We start from the raw sequence: 18115 nt of genomic DNA, 5'->3' as shown, positions 1-18115 counted from the left end.
CTTCCCGCCGTCCGCGCCGCGATGTCCGCGGGGTGCGGCAGGATGGGACGAATGAGCGAGCAGAGCCCTGCCGAGGACACCCCCGGGGAGCACGCGGACGCGCTGCCGGAGTACGCCGAGCGGGTCCTCGACGCGGCCGAGCGGATTCCGCCGGGGCGGGTCATGACGTACGGCGACGTCGCCGAGTGGCTGGAAGAGGGAGGACCGCGCCAGGTCGGCCGGGTGATGTCCCTCTACGGAGGCGCCGTGCCGTGGTGGCGGGTCGTCCGTGCCGACGGGGTGCTGCTGCCCGGCCACGAACTGCGCGCCCTCGACCACTACCGGGCGGAGGGCACGCCGCTGAAGCAGGCGGCCAGGAGCGCCGAAGGGCATCTGCCGCGGCTCGACATGCGGCGGGCCCGTTGGGACGGCGGAGCGGGCGCGGAGGGTCACACCTGACAGCTTCCGCCATCGGATGCCGCCGGGGAGAGCCCGTGGCCCGTACGGGTGACACGGGGGACGTCCGTGGCATGACGTACGTTCGTGAGGTGAGGGACGCACGTGACGCCGGCGCCGTGAGGGAAGAGACCGAAGCCCTGCTTCCATCCGGTGCGGCGGCGTAGCGTCGGCTGCACACGTCCCCCTCACCCCGCGGCCACCGCCTCGCACGCGTGACCGCCCGCCCACCAGTACGACCACCAGGACCGGCCGATCACGTGAGCTCCTCCTCCACCACCAGGCGCCTGCCGCACCACCCGGTGCGGCAGCAGGGCCGTGGCGCTTACCGACTGGTCCGGACGCCGCCGGCCGCCGTGGACCCCCCTCCTCTGGACGCGGCACAGCGCGCCGTGGTTGATCACCGCGGCGGACCCCTGCTCGTCCTCGCCGGTCCCGGCACCGGCAAGACCACCACCCTGGTCGAGTCCGTGGCCGCGCGGATCGCCCGGGGCGCCGACCCCGAGCGCATCCTGGTGCTGACGTTCAGCCGCAAGGCCGCCGTCGACCTGCGCGACCGCATGGCCCTGCGCATCGGCGCCGCCCGCGCCCCCCGGGCGACCACGTTCCACTCGTACTGCTACGCCCTGGTGCGCGCCCACCAGGACAGCGGCCTGTTCACCGAGCCGCTGCGCCTGCTCTCCGGCCCCGAGCAGGACGTCACCGTCCGTGAGCTCCTCGCCGGGCAGCCGGAGCTGGAGCGGCTCGGGCTCACCTCCGTGCGCTGGCCCGACGAACTGCGCGCCTGCCTGACCACGCGTGGCTTCGCCGACGAGGTCCGCGCGGTCCTCGCCCGCAGCCGCGAGCTGGGCCTCGGCCCCGACGCGCTGGACGCCTTCGCCCGCCGAATCGGCCGCCCCGACTGGCAGGCCGCCGCCGGTTTCCTCGCCGAGTACCTCGACGTGCTCGACATGCAGGGCGTGATCGACTACGCGGAACTGGTCCACCGCGCCGTCCTGCTCGCCCACCGCCCCGAGACCGCCGCACGGCTCGCCGCCCGGTACGACGCCGTGTACGTCGACGAGTACCAGGACACCGACCCCGCCCAGGTACGGCTCCTGCACGCGCTGGCCGGCGGCGGACGCACCCTGATCGCCCTCGGCGACCCCGACCAGTCGATCTACACCTTCCGCGGCGCCGACGTGAACGGCATCCTCGACTTCCCGGCGGCCTTCGCGCGCGTGGACGGCCGTCCCGCCCCCGTCGAGGTGCTGCGCACCTCCCGCCGCTCCGGCGCCGCCCTGCTGGCCGCCACCCGCCTGATCACCCGGCGCATGCCGCTGACCCGGCTGCCCGCCGACACGGTCCGTGCCCACCGCGAGCCGGCCGCCGTACGGGACGGGGGCCGCGTCGAGGTCTACACGTACCCGACGTCCGGCACGGAACTGGACAACATCGCCGACATCCTGCGCCGCGCGCACCTGGAGGACGGCGTCGCCTGGAGCGACATGGCCGTCCTGGTCCGGGCCGGGTCCCGCACCCTGCCGACCCTGCGCCGCGCCCTCACCGCGGCCGGCGTCCCGCTCGACATCGACGGCGACGACCTGCCCCTGCGCCACGAGCCGGCGGTGGCCCCGCTGCTCGCGGCCCTGCGCGCGGTCGCCACGGCGGAGGCCGCCGCCCACGAGAAGAACAGCGCACCCCCGCGGCCCGCTACGGCGGACACCGGTGCCGGGCCGGACGAGCCGGCTACCGCGGATGCCGGGCTGGAGGAGCCCGCTGCCGGGGGTGCCGCGCTGGAGGGGTCCGTTGCCGGGGGCGCCGGGCTGGAGGAACCTGCTGTCACGGGTGCCAGGCCGGACGGGCCCGCGGTCGAGGATGCGCGGCTGGAAGAGTTCGCTACCGCGGGTGCCGGACAGGAGGAGCCGGCTACCGTGGGTGCCGGGCCGGAGGGTCCCGCTGGCGCGGATGCCGGGTCGGAGGAGTTCGCCGTCGTGGTTGCCGGGCCGGAGGAGCCCGCCGCCGCGGACGCCGCTCCGGAAGAGGCCGCCGGGCAGGCCCCGGACGCCGCCTCCTGGCTCGACACCGAGACCGCGCTCACCCTGCTCGCCTCCCCGCTCGCCGGCATGGACCCGGCCGACCTGCGCCGCCTCGGACGCGCCCTGCGCGAGGAGGAGCGCGCGGCCGGCAACCCACTGCCGCCCCCCTCCGACGTCCTGCTCGCCCAGGCACTCGCCGAACCCGAGCGCCTGGCCGTGCACGACCCGGCGTACGCGCGCGGCGCGCAGCGCCTCGGCGCGCTGCTCCGCAAGGCCCGCGCACGCCTGGCCGGCGGCGGTACGGCCGAGGAGGCGCTGTGGGACCTGTGGGAGGGCACGCCGTGGCCCGCGCGCCTGGAGCGGGCCGCCCGGCGCGGCGGCGCGGCCGGCCGAAACGCCGACCGGGACCTGGACGCCGTGTGCGCGCTGTTCGCCACCGCCGCGCGCGCGGAGGAACGCACCGGAGGCCGCGGCGCGCTGAACTTCCTGGAGGAGATCGAGGCCGAGGACATCGCCGCCGACACGCTCACGCGCCGCGCGGTACGTCCCGACGCCGTCCGCCTGATGACCGCGCACCGCTCCAAGGGCCTGGAGTGGCGGCTGGTCGTGGTCGCCGGCGTCCAGGAGGGCCTGTGGCCCGACCTGCGCCGCCGCGGCTCCCTGCTGGAGGCCGACCGCATCGGCCGCGACGGCCTCGCCGAACCGCTCACCCCCGGGGCGCTGCTCGCCGAGGAGCGCCGGCTGTTCTACGTCGCCGCCACGCGCGCGCGTGAACGCCTCGTCGTGACCGCGGTGAAGGCACCGGCCGACGACGGCGACCAGCCGTCCCGCTTCCTGACCGAGCTCGGCGTCGAGCCCCGCGACGTCACCGGACGCCCCCGCCGCCCGCTGTCCGTGGCCGCGCTCGTCGCCGAGCTGCGCGCCACCACGGTCGACCCGCGCGCGTCCGCCGCCCTGCGCCAGGCCGCCGCCCGCCGCCTGGCCCGGCTCGCCGCCCTCACCGACGAGGACGGCCGCCCGCTGGTGCCCTCCGCGCATCCCTACCGCTGGTGGGGCATGTACGACCCGACCGAGAGCAAGGTGCCGCTGCGCCACCGCGACCGGCCCGTCGTGCTCTCCGGCAGCGCCCTCGACCAGCTCGCCAACACCTGTGCGCTCCAGTGGTTCCTCGGCCGCGAGGTGAAGGCCGACGCCCCGGCCACCACCGCGCAGGGCTTCGGCAACGTCGTCCACGTCCTCGCCGACGAGGTCGCCTCCGGCCGTACCCCCGCCGACCTCGACGTCCTGATGGAACGCCTGGACTCGGTGTGGAACGCGCTCGTCTTCGACGCGCCCTGGAAGTCCCGGCAGGAGAAGGACAACGCGCGCGTGGCGCTGGAACGCTTCCTGAACTGGCATGTCCTGGACCGCGCCGGGCGGACCGCGGTGGCGAGCGAGCAGGACTTCGACGTCACCCTCGCGGCCGGCGACTACCAGGTCCGCATCCGCGGTCAGATGGACCGCGTCGAGACGGACGGCGAGGGCCGCGCCTACGTGGTGGACTTCAAGACCGGCAAACAGGCGCCCAGCGCCGCCGAGGTGGCCCGCCACCCCCAGCTCGCCGTCTACCAGCTCGCCGTCCGCGAGGGCGCCGTCGACGAGACCCACGACGGCGTACGCCCCGAACCCGGCGGCGCGGAACTGGTGCACCTCCGGCAGGGCGCCGCCAAACGCGACGGCGGCGACAGCCTGCCCAAGGTGCAGACCCAGGAGCCGCTGTCGGGGGAGTGGGTCGGCGAACTGCTGGCCACCGCCGCGGGCAAGGTCCTCGACGAGCGGTTCGCCCCGCACACCGGCCAGCACTGCACGCACTGCGCGTTCCGCGCCTCGTGCAGCGCCCGGCCCGAAGGACGGCACGTGGTCGAGTGAGCGGCCCCGGCGCCTGGGCGACGCACCCGGGCGCGTGGGTGACGTACGGGCGGCACGCGTGGGTGACGTACGGGCGGCACGCGTGGGTGACGTACGCGAATGCCCGGCTGGACGTGGGTGAGCGCTCGGGTGACGTACGCGAGTGCCCGGCTGGACGTGGACGGGCGCGAGGGTGACGTACAGCACCACACGTGCTGACCTGCGCTTCTTCCGGTGCGAAGGGCCAACGCGTCCTCGGCTGTCAGTGCCCGCCGCTAGCCTTTCCCGACATGCCCGCCCGTATCACCGACCCCGAGCAGCTCAAAGAGCTCCTCGGTATCCCGTTCACCCCGGAGCAGACGGCCTGCATCACCGCGCCGCCCGCCCCGCAGGTGATCGTGGCCGGAGCCGGGTCGGGCAAGACCACCGTGATGGCCGCCCGCGTGGTCTGGCTGGTCGGCACCGGCCAGGTCGCCCCCGACCAGGTCCTCGGCCTGACCTTCACCAACAAGGCCGCCGGTGAGCTCGCCGAACGCGTCCGCAAGGCACTGGTCAAGGCCGGCGTCACCGATCCGGACGCCATCGACCCGGCCGACCCGCCCGGCGAGCCGGTGATCTCCACCTACCACTCCTTCGCCGGCCGCCTGCTGACCGACCACGGCCTGCGCCTCGGCCTGGAGCCCACCTCCCGGCTGCTCGCCGACGCCACCCGCTACCAGCTCGCCGCGCGCGTGCTGCGCGAGGCCCCCGGTCCCTACCCGGCGCTCACGCGCTCCTTCGCCGACCTCGTCAGCGACCTGCTCGCGCTCGACTCCGAACTCGCCGAGCACCTCGTCGACCCCGACGAACTGCGCGCCTGGGACGCGGACCTGCTGCACACCCTGCAGGACGCCAAACTCACCAACGCCGACCTGCGCAGGGTCCCCGAGACGGCCGCCGCCCGCCGGGAACTGGCCGACCTCGTCCGGCGCTACCGGACCGCCAAACGCGAACGCGACCTGCTCGACTTCGGCGACCAGATCGCCCTGTCCGCCCGCCTCGCCCGCATCCCCGAGGTCGGCCGGCTGCTGCGCGAGGAGTTCCGCGTGGTGCTCCTGGACGAGTACCAGGACACCTCCGTGGCCCAGCGCGTCCTCCTGGCGGGCCTGTTCGGCAGCGGGACGGGCCATCCGGTGACAGCCGTCGGCGACCCCTGCCAGGCCATCTACGGCTGGCGCGGCGCCTCCGTCGCCAACCTGGACGACTTCCCGGCGCACTTCGCGCACCCCGACGGCCGGCCCGCCACCCGGCAGGCGCTCAGCGAGAACCGCCGCAGCGGCGGCCGCCTCCTCGACCTCGCCAACGGCCTCGCCGAGCCGCTGCGCGCCATGCACGCGGGCGTGGAGGCGCTCCGCCCCGCCCCCGGCGCCGAGTACGACGGCACGGTCCGCTGCGCCCTGCTGCCCACCCACGCCAAGGAGATCGACTGGATCGCCGAGTCCCTCGCGCACCTCGTGCACACCGGCACGGCGCCCGGCGAGATCGCCGTCCTGTGCCGTACGGCGACCGACTTCGCCGAGATCCAGGGCGCCCTCGTGGCCCGCGACATCCCCGTCGAGGTGGTCGGCCTGTCCGGGCTGCTGCACCTGCCCGAGGTCGCCGACCTCGTCGCCGTGTGCGAGGTCCTGCAGGACCCCGGCGCCAACGCCTCTCTGGTGCGCCTGCTGACCGGCCCGCGCTGGCGCATCGGCCCCCGCGACCTCGCCCTGCTCGGCCGCCGTGCCCGCCTGCTCGTCGCGCACGCGCGCGTGGACGACACCGACGACCCGGACCGCCGGCTCGCCGCGGCCGTCGAAGGGGTCGACCCGGCCGAGGTGATATCGCTCGCGGACGCCCTGGACACCTTCCTCGAAGGCCCCCTGGACGACGAGGGCCCGGACGACGGGCTGCCGTTCTCGCACGACGCGCGCGTGCGCTTCGCCCGCCTGGCCACCGAGCTGCGCGACCTGCGCCGTTCGCTGTCCGACCCGCTCATGGACGTCCTGCACCGCGTCCTCGCCGTCACCGGCCTGGAGGTGGAGCTGTCGGCGTCCCCGCACGCCCTGGCCGCCCGCCGCCGCGAGACGCTGTCCAACTTCCTGGACGTCGCCGCCTCCTTCGCGGCGGGCGACGCGGAAGCGACCCTGCTGGCCTTCCTCGGCTTCCTGCGCACCGCCGCGCAGTACGAGAAGGGCCTCGACAACGCCCTGCCCGGCGGTGAGAACACGGTCAAGGTGCTCACCGCCCACAAGTCCAAGGGCCTGGAGTGGGACGTCGTGGCCGTCCCCGGACTGGTCAAGGGCACCTTCCCCAGCGCTCAGGGCCGCGAGAAGTGGACCGCGCAGGCCAAGGTGGTGCCGCACGCGCTGCGCGGCGACACGGACACCCTGCCCGACGCCGACAGCTGGGACGCGCGCGGCATGAAGGCCTTCCACGAGGCCATGAAGGACCACCAGCACACCGAGGAGCTGCGCCTCGGCTACGTCACCTTCACCCGCCCCCGCTCCCTGCTGCTCGGCTCCGGCCACTGGTGGGGGCCCAGCCAGAAGAAGCTGCGCGGCCCCTCCGACTTCCTCCAGGCCCTGTACGACCACTGCGCCGCCGGCCACGGCGAGATCGAGGCGTGGGCCGACGAGCCCGCCGAGGACGAGGAGAACCCCGCCCTGCACACGGCCGGCGCCGACCAGGTGTGGCCGCTCCCCCTGGACGACGCCGCCCTGGCCCGCCGCCGCGCGGCCGCCGAGACCGTCCTCGCCCACCTGGACGCCCTCGCCGCCCAGGACACCGGACACCCGACGGCCGCGCCACGACCCGGCCGCCGTCGACGACCCGGACTGGCCCCCGCCCCCGGAGGACGACCCCTACGCCGAGGAGCCGTACGACGAGGGCCTCCCCTACGAGCACGACCCCGACCACGACTACGACGGGGAGGAGTCCCCCTTCGGGAACGGCTTCCCCCACGACGGTGACGACGTCCCCTACGGCGCCCCCGGCGGGGACGTCCCGCACGACGCGGACGCTCCAGATGACAGGGAGGCGCCTCACGACGCGGTCACCCCCGCCCCGCACGCCCCCGCCCCCGCCGACCGGGACGCCTGGAGCCCCCGCCGCCCGACCGTCCCGCGGCAGGCACCCGCCCCGCCGCACCACCACCCCAGCCCCGCCGAGCCGCGGCACGACCCCGGCCTCACCCCCGAGGAGGCCCGCACCCTCGCCTCCTGGGACCGTGACCTGGACGCGCTCACCGGAGAGCTGCTGCGGGCCCGGCAGGCCGTCACCGACGTCCCGCTGCCCGTCACGCTTACCGCGTCCCAGCTGCTGCGCCTGGCCGAGGACCCGGACGGGTTCGCGCAGGAACTCGCGCGCCCCATGCCACGCCCCCCGCAACCGGCCGCACGCCGGGGCACCCGGTTCCACGCCTGGGTCGAAGCCCGCTTCGAGGAACTGAAGCTGCCCCTGCTGGAACCGGACGAGCTGCCCGGCAGCGACGCCGAGATCGCCGACGAACACGACCTGGAAGCCCTCAAGGAGGCCTTCGAACGCAGCGAGTACGCCCGGCGCACCCCCTACCAGGTCGAGGCCCCCTTCCAGCTCACCCTCGCCGGCCGCGTCGTCCGGGGCCGCATCGACGCGGTCTACCGGCTGGGCGACGGCCGCGAGGCGACGTACGAGATCGTCGACTGGAAGACCAGCCGCACCCACACCGCCGACCCGCTGCAGCTCGCCGTGTACCGCCTGGCCTGGGCCGAGCAGCAGGGCGTACCGCTGGAATCGGTGACGGCCGCCTTCCTGTACGTACGCAGCGGCGAGGTCGTACGCCCCCCGGACCTCCCCGACCGGACCGCCCTGGAACGGCTCCTCACGGAAGACGCCGAAGCGGCGCACCGGACGGGCCGAGTGTGACGAACCGCCCGCCGAGGATGTCCGTACGGGCCGATAGGCTCGTGAGCATGAGCCAGACCCCGGACAGCGCCGTCCGCACGTACATCGAGCAGCACCGCGCCGCCTTCCTCGACGACCTCACTGCATGGCTGCGCATCCCCTCCGTGTCGGCTCAGCCCGACCACGCGCCCGACGTACGGCGCAGCGCCGACTGGCTCGCCGCCAAGCTGACGGAGACCGGCTTCCCGACCGCCGAGGTCTGGCCGACCCCCGGCGCCCCGGCCGTCTTCGCCGAATGGCCCTCCGACGACCCCGACGCACCCACCGTCCTCGTCTACGGACACCACGACGTGCAGCCCGCCGCCCGCGAGGACGGCTGGAACAGCGACCCCTTCGAGCCGGTCGTCCGCGGAAACCGCCTGTACGCGCGCGGGGCCGCCGACGACAAGGGCCAGGTGTTCTTCCACACACTCGGCGTCCGCGCCCACCTCGCCGCCACCGGCCGCACCGCCCCCGCGGTCCACCTGAAGCTGTTGATCGAGGGCGAGGAGGAATCCGGCTCCCCGCACTTCCGTGCGCTCGTCGAAGCACACGCGCAGCGGCTCGCCGCCGACGCCGTGATCGTCTCCGACACCGGCATGTGGTCCGAGGACACCCCGACGGTGTGCACCGGCATGCGCGGCCTCGCCGAGTGCGAGATCCGCCTCTACGGCCCCGACCAGGACATCCACTCCGGCTCCTTCGGCGGCGCCGTGCCCAACCCGGCCACCGCGGCCGCCCGCCTGGTCGCCGCCCTGCACGACGAGCACGCGCGCGTGGCGATCCCCGGCTTCTACGACGGCATCGTCGAGCTGACCGACCGCGAACGCGAACTGTTCGCCGAGCTGCCCTTCGACGAGGAGCGCTGGCTGGCCACCGCCAAGTCCCACGCCGCCCACGGCGAGGCCGGATACAGCACCCTCGAACGGATCTGGGCCCGCCCGACCGCCGAGGTCAACGGCATCGGCGGCGGCTACCAAGGCCCCGGCAGCAAGACGATCATCCCGTCCTCGGCCATGGTGAAGCTGTCCTTCCGGCTGGTCGCCGGCCAGGACCCCGACCACCTCGAAAAGGCCGTCCGCGCCTGGGCCGAGACCCAGGTGCCCGCCGGGATCTGGCACGAGATCAGCTTCGGCTCGGCCACCCGCCCGTGCCTGACCCCGCTCGACCACCCCGCGCTGCGGTCCGTGGCCCGCGCCATGGGCCGCGCCTTCGAGAGGCCGGTCCGCTTCACCCGCGAAGGCGGCTCGGGACCCGCCGCCGACCTTCAGGAAGTCCTCGGCGCCCCCGTCCTCTTCCTGGGCATCTCCGTACCCTCCGACGGCTGGCACGCCCCCGACGAAAAGGTCGAGCTGGACCTCCTCCTCAAGGGCGTCGAGACCAGCGCCTACCTCTGGGGTGACCTGGCCGCACACTGGCGGCCTACGCCCTGACCGGCCGGCGCCGTACGGGACGGCACCGCGCGCGGGGCACACTGGAAGGACCGCCCCGCCGCCCCGTCCCCGCCCGGCCCGGTGCCCTCCCGCCGTACGTCCCGCCGAACCGCCCGCCGAACGAACCGCTGCACTGGGGGAGTTGGAAGCACCCGTGACCACCTGGACCGACGACACAGCCGATCGACCCATCTCGCTGACCGCCCAGAGCGGCATCGACCGCGCCGCCCACCACCGGCTCGACGAGGCCTGGCTCGCGGCGGCGTGGAGCCACCCCACGACCCGCTGCTTCGTGGTCTCCGGCGGTCAGGTGCTCATCGACGAGACACCGGACGGCCGGACCGAACTCGTCATGACGCCCTCCTTCGAGGCCCCGCTCACCGAAGCACACCGCTACTTCCTCGGTATCGACGAGGAAGGCGTCAGCTACTTCGCGCTCCAGAAGGACGCGCTGCCCGGCCGTATCGACCAGTCCGCGCGCCCGGCCGGGCTGCGCGAGGCCGGCCTGCTGCTCTCGCCGCGCGACGTCGGCCTCATGGTGCACGCGGTCGGCCTGGAGAACTGGCAGCGCACCCACCGCTTCTGCTCCCGCTGCGGCGAACGCACGGTCATCGCCGCCGCCGGCCACATCCGCCGCTGTGCGGCCTGCGGCGCCGAGCACTACCCGCGCACCGACCCGGCCGTGATCATGGCCGTCACCGATGCCGACGACCGCATCCTGCTCGGCCGCCAGGTCCACTGGCCCGAGGGCCGCTTCTCCACCCTCGCCGGCTTCGTCGAACCCGGCGAGTCCATCGAGCAGGCCGTGCGCCGCGAGGTGTCCGAGGAGGTCGGCGTCACCGTCGGGACCGTGGAGTACGTGGCCAGCCAGCCCTGGCCCTTCCCGTCCAGCCTGATGCTCGGCTTCATCGCCCGCGCCACCTCGACCCAGATCGACGTCGACGGCGACGAGATCCACGAGGCCCGCTGGTTCTCCCGCGGGGAACTCCACGACGCCTTCGAGTCCGGCGAGGTGCTGCCGCCCTACGGCATCTCCATCGCGGCCCGCCTGATCGAGATGTGGTACGGCAAGCCCCTGCCGACCCGCAGCTTCGTCTGAGAGGCCACCGGGCCACCGGTGACCGAGACGCAGCAGGGCGGCCCCTGATCCCTCAGGGGCCGCCCTGCTGCGGTCACCGCGGAAACCCGCGGAGCGTCACGCGGCGAGCTTCTGCTTCACCTGGGCCAGCGACGGGTTCGTGAGCGTCGAGCCGTCCGCGAAGAGCACGGTCGGGACCGTCTGGTTTCCGCCATTCGCCTTCTCCACGAAAGCGGCGGACTCGGGGTCCTGCTCGATGTTGATCTCGGTGTAGGCGATGCCCTCCCGGTCCATCTGGCTCTTCAGCCGCCGGCAGTAGCCGCACCAAGTCGTGCTGTACATCGTCACAGTGCCCTGCATGTCTCTCGCGCTCCTCAGGCAGCTCGGAAAAGTTCGTCCGGGGGATGAACGTACGCGAGCCGCCGGCCATTCCCGCCCGGGGTATGCCGCGACACCGGCGAGGCGGGCCGTGACCCCTGCCGTCACCTTCCACAGGGCGGCTGTGACACCCGCCGCATTAGTACGACCACAGGGCCCCGCCTGTGGACAACCGACACGGCAGCCCCTGGCGACCTGGCAGCATGGCGGTGTGACAGCAGCAACGCACTCCACCCTCTTCCCGCGGACACCGGACTCGGCCGACGCGGTGCTCGAAGGGCTCGACCCCGAGCAGCGCGCGGTGGCCACCGCCCTGCGCGGCCCGGTGTGCGTGCTGGCCGGAGCGGGCACGGGCAAGACGCGAGCGATCACCCACCGTATCGCCTACGGCGTCCGGGCCGGCATCCTCCAGCCCTCCAGCGTGCTCGCCGTCACCTTCACCAACCGCGCCGCCGGAGAGATGCGCGGCCGGCTCCGCCAGCTCGGCGCCCACGGCGTCCAGGCACGCACCTTCCACTCCGCCGCCCTGCGCCAGCTCCAGTACTTCTGGCCGAAAGCGATCGGTGGCGGCATGCCCCGGCTGATCGACCGCAAGATCCAGCTCGTCGCCGACGCGGCCGCAAGCCTGGGCACCCGGCTCGACCGGGGCGAGCTGCGAGACGTCACCGCCGAGATCGAATGGTCCAAGGTCACCCAGACCATCCCCGCCGACTACGCGTACGCGGCTGCGAAGGCCGGCCGCGAAGCCCCCCGCGACCCCGCCGAGATCGCCCACCTCTACGCGGCCTACGAAGACCTCAAGCGCGACCGCTCGGTGATCGACTTCGAGGACGTCCTGCTGCTGACCGTCGCCGTCCTCCAGGACCGGCACGACATCGCCGAACAGATCCGCGCCCAGTACCAGCACTTCGTCGTCGACGAATACCAGGACGTCAGCCCCCTGCAGCAGCGGCTGCTGGAGCTGTGGCTCGGCGACCGCGACGACCTGTGCGTCGTCGGCGACGCCAGCCAGACCATCTACTCGTTCACCGGAGCAACGCCCGACCACCTCCTCGACTTCCGCGCCCGGCACCCCGGCGCCACCGTCGTCAAACTCGTCCGGGACTACCGCTCCACCCCCCAGGTGGTCCGCCTCGCCAACGGCCTGCTGGCCCAGGCCCGCGGCCGCGCCGCCGACCACCGGCTGGAACTGCTCTCCCAGCGCGCCCCCGGCCCCGAGCCCGTCTACACCGAGTACACCGACGAGCCGGCCGAGGCCGAAGGCGCCGCCCGCCGCATCCGCGAGCTGATCGACGCCGGCGTCCCGGCCGCCGGGATCGCCGTCCTCTTCCGCACGAACGCCCAGTCCGAGACCTACGAACAGGCCCTCGCCGACGCCGGCGTCCCCTACCAGCTGCGCGGCGCCGAGCGCTTCTTCGACCGGGCCGAGGTGCGCAAGGCCGGCATCGCCCTGCGCGGCGCGGCCCGCTTCGGCGGCAACGACTCCCTGCTGGACGACGCCGTGGACCTGCCCTCCCAGGTGCGTGCCGTCCTGTCCGGGGAGGGCTGGACCAGCAAACCACCGGCCGGCTCCGGCGCCGTCAGAGAGCGCTGGGAATCCCTCGCCGCCCTGGTCAACCTCGCCCACGACCTCGCCGCCGCCAGGCCCGGCGCGACCCTCGGCGACTTCGTGGCGGAACTCGACGAGCGGGCGAACGCCCAGCACGCCCCGACCGTCCAGGGCGTCACCCTCGCCTCCCTGCACGCCGCCAAGGGCCTGGAGTGGGACGCCGTCTTCCTGGTCGGCATCGCCGAAGGCATGCTGCCCATCACCTACGCCCGCACCGACGAGCAGATCGAGGAGGAACGCCGCCTCCTCTACGTCGGCGTCACCCGCGCGCGGGAACGGCTCCACCTCTCCTGGTCCCTGTCCCGCTCACCCGGCGGCCGCCCCCACCGCAGAGCGAGCCGCTTCCTGGACGGGCTGCGTCCCGGCACCACCGCCACCGTCGGCCACGCGGGCACCGCCGCCGGCGGAAGCGTCGAGCACGGGACCACCCGGGCCGGCGCCACCGCTCCCCGGCGCGCCCAGCGCACCCCCGCCCGCTGCCGGGTCTGCGGTCGCACGCTCACCGACGCGGGCGAGATGAAGCTGATGCGCTGCGAGGACTGCCCGTCGGACATGGACGAAGCGCTCTACCAGCGGCTGCGGGAATGGCGGGCGGTCCAGGCCGCGCGCAGCGGACAGCCGGACTTCTGCGTCTTCACCGACCGCACCTTGATGGCCATCGCCGAGGCGCGGCCCGAAAGCCCCGCCGAACTCTCCCGCATCCCCGGTGTCCTCAACCGCAAGCTACGCAGCTACGGAACCGACGTCCTGGCCATCTGCGCAGGCCAGGAGGTCGGCGAAGCAGACGACGACGACTGATACGAACTCGTCGAAAAAATAGTTTGCGCATGCCCCAGCAATCCCCATAGGTTCTAGGCACGGAAGCAGCGGCCTTCTCCAAGGGCCCGACTCCGTGTTGTACTTGCATATCCGAACGGACTGGTTCACCCCAGTCCTTGAGACGCCGAGAGGAGGCGAGTCCAGTGATCAGCATCACCACCAGCACCATCAGCACGGCCAAACTGACCGATCGCTCGGCCGTCTCCCTGTGCATGCTCGGCGCCTCCCAGCAGGGCACCGGTCTGTCCGGCATTCGTGCCGTCCGTCCGGCGTCCTCCCTCGCTCTCGCGGGCCTTCCCGTCCGTGAGCGCAATGAGCGACCGACCAAGGCACTGGAAGCGGTAGCGGCACAGGCACATGCCTATGCCTTTGCGGCGGCCGGTGCCGGATTCCGGAAGCAGACGACGCAGCACCACCTGATGTGGGCCTTCCGTGGGCCAGAACCCTGGAGTGATCCAGCCTGATCCGATCAGGCCGGCGCCTTCAGGGCCGCGGAACCCCACCCGGGATCCGCGGCCCTTCTGTTTTCCCCAAAACGGGGACGACGGAGCGAAGGGGCCTCGGGACAGGAAAGAACCCGGTACCAAGCCGACACCCGGTCAACCGGCCGGAACGACCAGACGAGGAAGACCAACCGTGCAACTCGAAGCGCACGCCCCGTCCGTACCGCCTTCGCAAACGATCCCCCCGCCCGGCCTCACGGAGGACTCCACCTTGACCCCCCTCACCGCGCTCACCGCGCTCGACGACGCCATCGAGAACCTCGGCGTACCCGTCCCCTGCCGCTCCTACGACCCGGAGGTCTTCTTCGCCGAGTCGCCGGCGGACGTCGAGTACGCCAAGTCCCTCTGCCGCACCTGCCCGCTGATCGAGGCCTGCCTCGCCGGCGCCAAGGAGCGGCGTGAGCCCTGGGGCGTCTGGGGCGGCGAGCTGTTCGTCCAGGGTGTCGTCGTCGCCCGGAAGCGGCCGCGTGGTCGCCCGCGGAAGAACCCGGTCACGGCATGAACACCGCAGGAACGATCGATCGCCCCCTCACGCACGACCCCAAGAAGCAGGCCCCGATGAAGCCGTCCACCAGCGAGCACGCAGGCTCCGCGACCACAGACGTCAGCACCACCGGCGCGACCGAAGCGCGCCAGAACAGGACCCGAGAGATGCAACTCATGCAAGAAGCCCTGGCTCGTGCGCATATGCATGAGCGACTCCATGACGCCGTGCGGGAACGTCAGGCCGTGCGCCTGGCGGTCGCCCAGCGGATGCAGCGCCGCGCCGAACGCGCCTCGCTGCGCGCCCGGCGCGCGCTCGCCATGGCGGTCATGCAGTAACGAACAGAACACACCTGAGAAGCGGTGGCCTCCCGGCCCGTCCGGGAGGCGGAGCCTTCTGGGCGGGGGCCGGTCCGGCGGAACGGACCGGCCCCCGCGGTGCGTTGCGCACGGCGATCCGCGGCCGGTGGAGTTATCGTCGCCGGGTGACGAGTCTTCCCGGAGGAAGTGATCAGGGCGGCTCCACTCCGGAGCGCCGTGTGCTCGTGTGCGCCCGCTGCGGCACCCCCGCCGACGGAGCCCCGCCGACCACCTGGACCTGCTCCGTGGAGAACGGCGTCCGCCAGTACTTTTGCGACACCTGCTCCAGGGAGAACCTGCGGGCGATCGAGGGGCGGCTGGACTCGGCGTGGTGGTGAACCCCGCTTCGGGGGCCCCTCCCCCCTCCCTCCCCCCGCCCTCCCCTCCTCCCCCCGGGCTCAAGGCACCCCGGATCAAGCCTCCGCCGCTGGTTCCTCCTCGCTCAGCTCTTCCTCGGGCACGAATCCGGGCAGCCACTCCTGCAGTTCCTCCCGGAGCCGTACCGTGGCGCCCAGCTGGCACAGGACGCCGATCGTGCTCAGGGTCACCCGGTGGATCAGCAGATAGGCCGGCGGCAGATTGAGCCGCTTGCCCAGCTGGTAGGCGGGGGAGCGGGGATCGGCGATGCGGGCCGCCTGGCTGCGCATCCAGGAGCGGGTGAAGGTGAACGCCTCGACCCGGGCCGGTTCGATGATCGGCAGCAGGTAGTCGAGCACCGCGTCGGGGTCCAGCTCTATGGACTCCTTCACGAAACCTTCGGCGCAGAGCATGTCGTAGACGGACTCGGCCTCGCCGTCCAGCGTCATGCGCAGGGAGGTGCCGATGGGCAGGGGCAGCCCCCCGGTCAGCCGGTCGACCGTGCCGAAGTCGAGGACTCCGAGGCGCCAGTCGTCCTCGCCGTCCGGGCCGCCGGGCAGCAGCCGGAAGTTGCCGGGATGCGGGTCCGCGTGGAGCAGGCCGGTGCGGGCCGGGCCGGAGAAGAGGAACCGGGCCAGGAGCTGGCCGGCGCGGTCGCGCTGCTCCTGGGTGCCGTCCGAGATCACCTCCGACAGCGGGATGCCGTCGATCCACTCGGTCACCAGGACCTGATCGCACTGGTGCACCACCGCCGGGACCACCACGTCCGGGTCGTCCGCGAACTCCTGCGCGTGGGCGCTCTGGGCCTGCGCCTCCAGTGCGTAGTCCAGCTCCTCGGAGACGCGGTCCTTCAGCTCCGCGATGAGCGGCTTGATGTCCATGCCGGGAATCAGCGGCCCCAACAGGCGGGCGAACCGGCTCAGTTGTCCCAGGTCGGAGAGCAGGGCCTCGCCGGCGCCCGGGTACTGCACCTTGACGGCCACCTCGCGGCCGTCGTGCCACACGGCCCGGTGCACCTGCCCGATCGAGGCGGCGGCGGCCGGCTTGTCCTCGAACTCGTCGAACAGATCGCGCCAGTCCGGACCCAGCCGTTCCGCGAGCACCGCGTGCACGGTGCGGGTCGGCATGGGCGGTGCCGCCTCCTGGAGCTTGGTCAGGGCCGCGCGGTAGGGGCCGGCGATCTCCTCGGGCAGCGCCGACTCGAAGACGGACAGGGCCTGCCCGAACTTCATCGCACCGCCCTTCAGCTCGCCGAGCACCTTGAAGAGCTGCTCCGCCGTGCGCTGTTGCAGTTCCCGGCCGACGATCTCCGCGGACTCGCCCACGATCCGCTTGCCCAGCCCCCAGGTCGCCCGGCCGGCGAAGCCGAGCGGAAGCGCGGCGAGCTTGGCGGTCCGGGTGACCGCCTTCCGGGGAAGATCAGACATGCGCCCTCCAAGTCCCAGTCGGCCGCGGCTCGCCTGCCTTGCGTCGTCGCTCCGCCGACGGCCGTTGCACCGCCATTGTCGCGCGCCGTCCGCCGCCCGTTGAGGTGTGCTCCCCCTTCTTACCTCTCTGTGCCGCACCACACCCGCATGCGGGGTGCGGCCGGACCGGTCGGCTGTGCCAGTCCAGGCCGGGCAGGGACACCTCCCAGCGGGTACCCGCGCTGCCGGGCGACCGCCCGTCGAGGAAGGCCAGGGCGTGTGCCGCGGCCAGTCCGGCGACGGCGGTGGCCAGCGTCAGATCGCAGGCCGCGACCCGGTGGGCCTTCGGGGAGCGCCACTGGGCGGTCAGCCGGGGCCAGGCCGGGTCCCGGTCGCCGCGGTCGAGGTGCAGGCAGCCGGCGCAGCCCGAGGCGCCGGGCAGGACGAGCGGTCCGACGACCCCCGTGGCCTCGACGACGCCGGCGTACAGGTGTGGGGTTCCGGAGGCCAGGAGGGGCTCGGCGTCGGTCGGGTCGGGTGCGTGCACGGCCACCTCGTCCCGGGGCGCGAGGATCACCAGGGCGAGGCCGGCGTCCTGGGCGCCGGATCCGGGGGAGTGGGCGTGTCGCGGCGGGCGGCCGGGTGCCGCGTGGCGCACGGCGGTGCGCGCCGCCGTGTCGCGGCGCTCGCCGAGCGATGCGGCGGGCAGGCCGCCCGGTGCCACGTCCCAGGGTTCGACGCGTCCGGTGTCGCGGACGTCGACCTCGCCGACTCCGGCGCCCGAGAGCACCGACGCCAGCACGGCGCCGACCCGTCCCGCGCCCCGCACCTGCACGCGCAGTGTGCGGCGGGCGGCGAGGCGGGCGAGCGCGGCGCCCGGTTCGGCGGTGGTCAGGGAGAGCGCGGCGAGGTCGGGGCGCAGCCGCGGCAGCACGTCCGTCTTCTCGCGCAGCGCGTCCGCGGCCGGTCCGCCGCCGCGCGCGTCGTCGACGAGGCCCGCGCGGGTGAGCCGGGTCAGCAGGGTGTCGGCGTGGCCGGGCGGCAGGTCCAGGCGGCGGCCCTCCTCGCGCAGCAGCGGCAGCCCGCGGGTGCCGTTGAGCAGGTCGAGGAAGCCGCTGGTCGCCGGGTCCATCGGGCCCAGTGTCAGCGCGTGGGCGGGTGTCATTCCGAACTGCACGGTGTCGCGATCACGCCAGCCGCGCCGCAGCGCGGGTTTCATCACCGGATGCATGGCTGTTCCCCCGTATCGGTTGAAAGCATCCCGGATCCTCTTGTCGTCTGCGGAGCCGGTCACGCTCCGTCGACATCTGCCAGCATGCCGTGCTGGTCCGCCGGGCGTGGGGGGTTATCCACAGACTGTCGTTATTTGTCATACGAGCCGGTTGGGGAAAGCGCGTCATTTCCATCGGA

The 18115-nt window shown here is 73.7% G+C and carries 12 protein-coding genes and 1 pseudogene; 10 read left to right on the top strand and 3 right to left on the bottom strand.

Translation table 11 applies throughout. The features are described 5' to 3' along the window. The first annotated feature begins 51 nt into the window (after positions 1–51). The 5 genes and pseudogenes from IO33_RS0111800 (at position 52) to nudC (ending at position 10811) form a co-directional block, all read left to right on the top strand. On the top strand, positions 52–438 hold the full coding sequence (locus IO33_RS0111800; RefSeq protein ID WP_031163456.1) for an MGMT family protein: 387 nt from the start codon (positions 52–54) through the stop codon (positions 436–438). A 353-nt stretch (positions 439–791) separates the two neighbouring features. After that, a complete protein-coding gene (locus tag IO33_RS0111795) occupies positions 792–4361 on the top strand; it encodes an ATP-dependent helicase (RefSeq protein WP_031163454.1) in 3570 nt (1189 codons plus the stop codon). A gap of 269 nt (positions 4362–4630) precedes the next feature. Further along, positions 4631–8261, top strand: a pseudogene (locus IO33_RS44075) (ATP-dependent helicase). A 47-nt stretch (positions 8262–8308) separates the two neighbouring features. Next, the gene (locus IO33_RS0111785) at positions 8309–9712 is read left to right on the top strand and encodes a dipeptidase (RefSeq protein ID WP_031163452.1); all 1404 of its coding nucleotides are present in this window, start codon (positions 8309–8311) and stop codon (positions 9710–9712) included. Between the two features lie 154 nt (positions 9713–9866). Continuing rightward, positions 9867–10811 carry an NAD(+) diphosphatase gene (gene nudC, locus IO33_RS0111780; RefSeq protein ID WP_031163450.1) on the top strand — a complete coding sequence of 315 codons (945 nt, stop codon included), beginning with the start codon at positions 9867–9869 and terminating at the stop codon, positions 10809–10811. A gap of 96 nt (positions 10812–10907) precedes the next feature. On the opposite strand, the gene IO33_RS0111775 is transcribed toward nudC, so the two are convergent. Next, positions 10908–11150 carry a mycoredoxin gene (locus IO33_RS0111775; RefSeq protein WP_030338954.1) on the bottom strand — a complete coding sequence of 81 codons (243 nt, stop codon included), beginning with the start codon at positions 11148–11150 and terminating at the stop codon, positions 10908–10910. A gap of 229 nt (positions 11151–11379) precedes the next feature. On the opposite strand from IO33_RS0111775, the gene IO33_RS0111770 reads away from it, so the two are divergent. The 5 genes from IO33_RS0111770 (at position 11380) to IO33_RS50355 (ending at position 15280) form a co-directional block, all read left to right on the top strand. Further along, positions 11380–13575, top strand: a complete 2196-nt coding sequence (locus IO33_RS0111770; protein ID WP_209438846.1) for an ATP-dependent DNA helicase UvrD2 — start codon at positions 11380–11382, stop codon at positions 13573–13575. Positions 13576–13739: 164 nt separating this feature from the next. Then, positions 13740–14060: a hypothetical protein gene (locus tag IO33_RS0111765; protein WP_031163446.1), complete on the top strand. Its 321-nt coding sequence runs from the start codon at positions 13740–13742 to the stop codon at positions 14058–14060. A 172-nt stretch (positions 14061–14232) separates the two neighbouring features. Next, positions 14233–14601: a WhiB family transcriptional regulator gene (locus tag IO33_RS0111760; protein WP_023546912.1), complete on the top strand. Its 369-nt coding sequence runs from the start codon at positions 14233–14235 to the stop codon at positions 14599–14601. Continuing rightward, positions 14598–14921, top strand: coding sequence for a hypothetical protein (locus tag IO33_RS0111755; protein WP_031163442.1), 324 nt, complete (start codon positions 14598–14600; stop codon positions 14919–14921). The genes IO33_RS0111760 and IO33_RS0111755 overlap by 4 nt, the downstream gene beginning before the upstream one ends. A gap of 146 nt (positions 14922–15067) precedes the next feature. After that, positions 15068–15280, top strand: coding sequence for a hypothetical protein (locus IO33_RS50355; protein ID WP_157857832.1), 213 nt, complete (start codon positions 15068–15070; stop codon positions 15278–15280). Between the two features lie 75 nt (positions 15281–15355). Here the strand turns inward: IO33_RS50355 and IO33_RS0111745 are convergent, their stop codons facing one another. Then, positions 15356–16726, bottom strand: a complete 1371-nt coding sequence (locus IO33_RS0111745; RefSeq protein ID WP_031163440.1) for an ABC1 kinase family protein — start codon at positions 16724–16726, stop codon at positions 15356–15358. Continuing rightward, positions 16719–17936: a TOMM precursor leader peptide-binding protein gene (locus tag IO33_RS0111740; RefSeq protein ID WP_031163438.1), complete on the bottom strand. Its 1218-nt coding sequence runs from the start codon at positions 17934–17936 to the stop codon at positions 16719–16721. The genes IO33_RS0111745 and IO33_RS0111740 overlap by 8 nt, the downstream gene beginning before the upstream one ends. Positions 17937–18115 lie beyond the last annotated feature (179 nt).

This window comes from Streptomyces durhamensis, assembly GCF_000725475.1.
GTDB classification, from domain to species: domain Bacteria; phylum Actinomycetota; class Actinomycetes; order Streptomycetales; family Streptomycetaceae; genus Streptomyces; species Streptomyces filipinensis.
This window is presented reverse-complemented; position numbering and strand designations above follow the sequence as displayed.

Coding starts and splice junctions, on each gene's coding strand:
- IO33_RS0111800 (WP_031163456.1), top strand. CDS start 52: ATGAGCGAGCAGAGCCCTGCCGAGGACACCCCCGGGGAGCACGCGGAC.
- IO33_RS0111785 (WP_031163452.1), top strand. CDS start 8,309: ATGAGCCAGACCCCGGACAGCGCCGTCCGCACGTACATCGAGCAGCAC.
- IO33_RS0111775 (WP_030338954.1), bottom strand. CDS start 11,150: ATGCAGGGCACTGTGACGATGTACAGCACGACTTGGTGCGGCTACTGC.
- IO33_RS0111755 (WP_031163442.1), top strand. CDS start 14,598: ATGAACACCGCAGGAACGATCGATCGCCCCCTCACGCACGACCCCAAG.
- IO33_RS0111745 (WP_031163440.1), bottom strand. CDS start 16,726: ATGTCTGATCTTCCCCGGAAGGCGGTCACCCGGACCGCCAAGCTCGCC.
- IO33_RS0111740 (WP_031163438.1), bottom strand. CDS start 17,936: ATGCATCCGGTGATGAAACCCGCGCTGCGGCGCGGCTGGCGTGATCGC.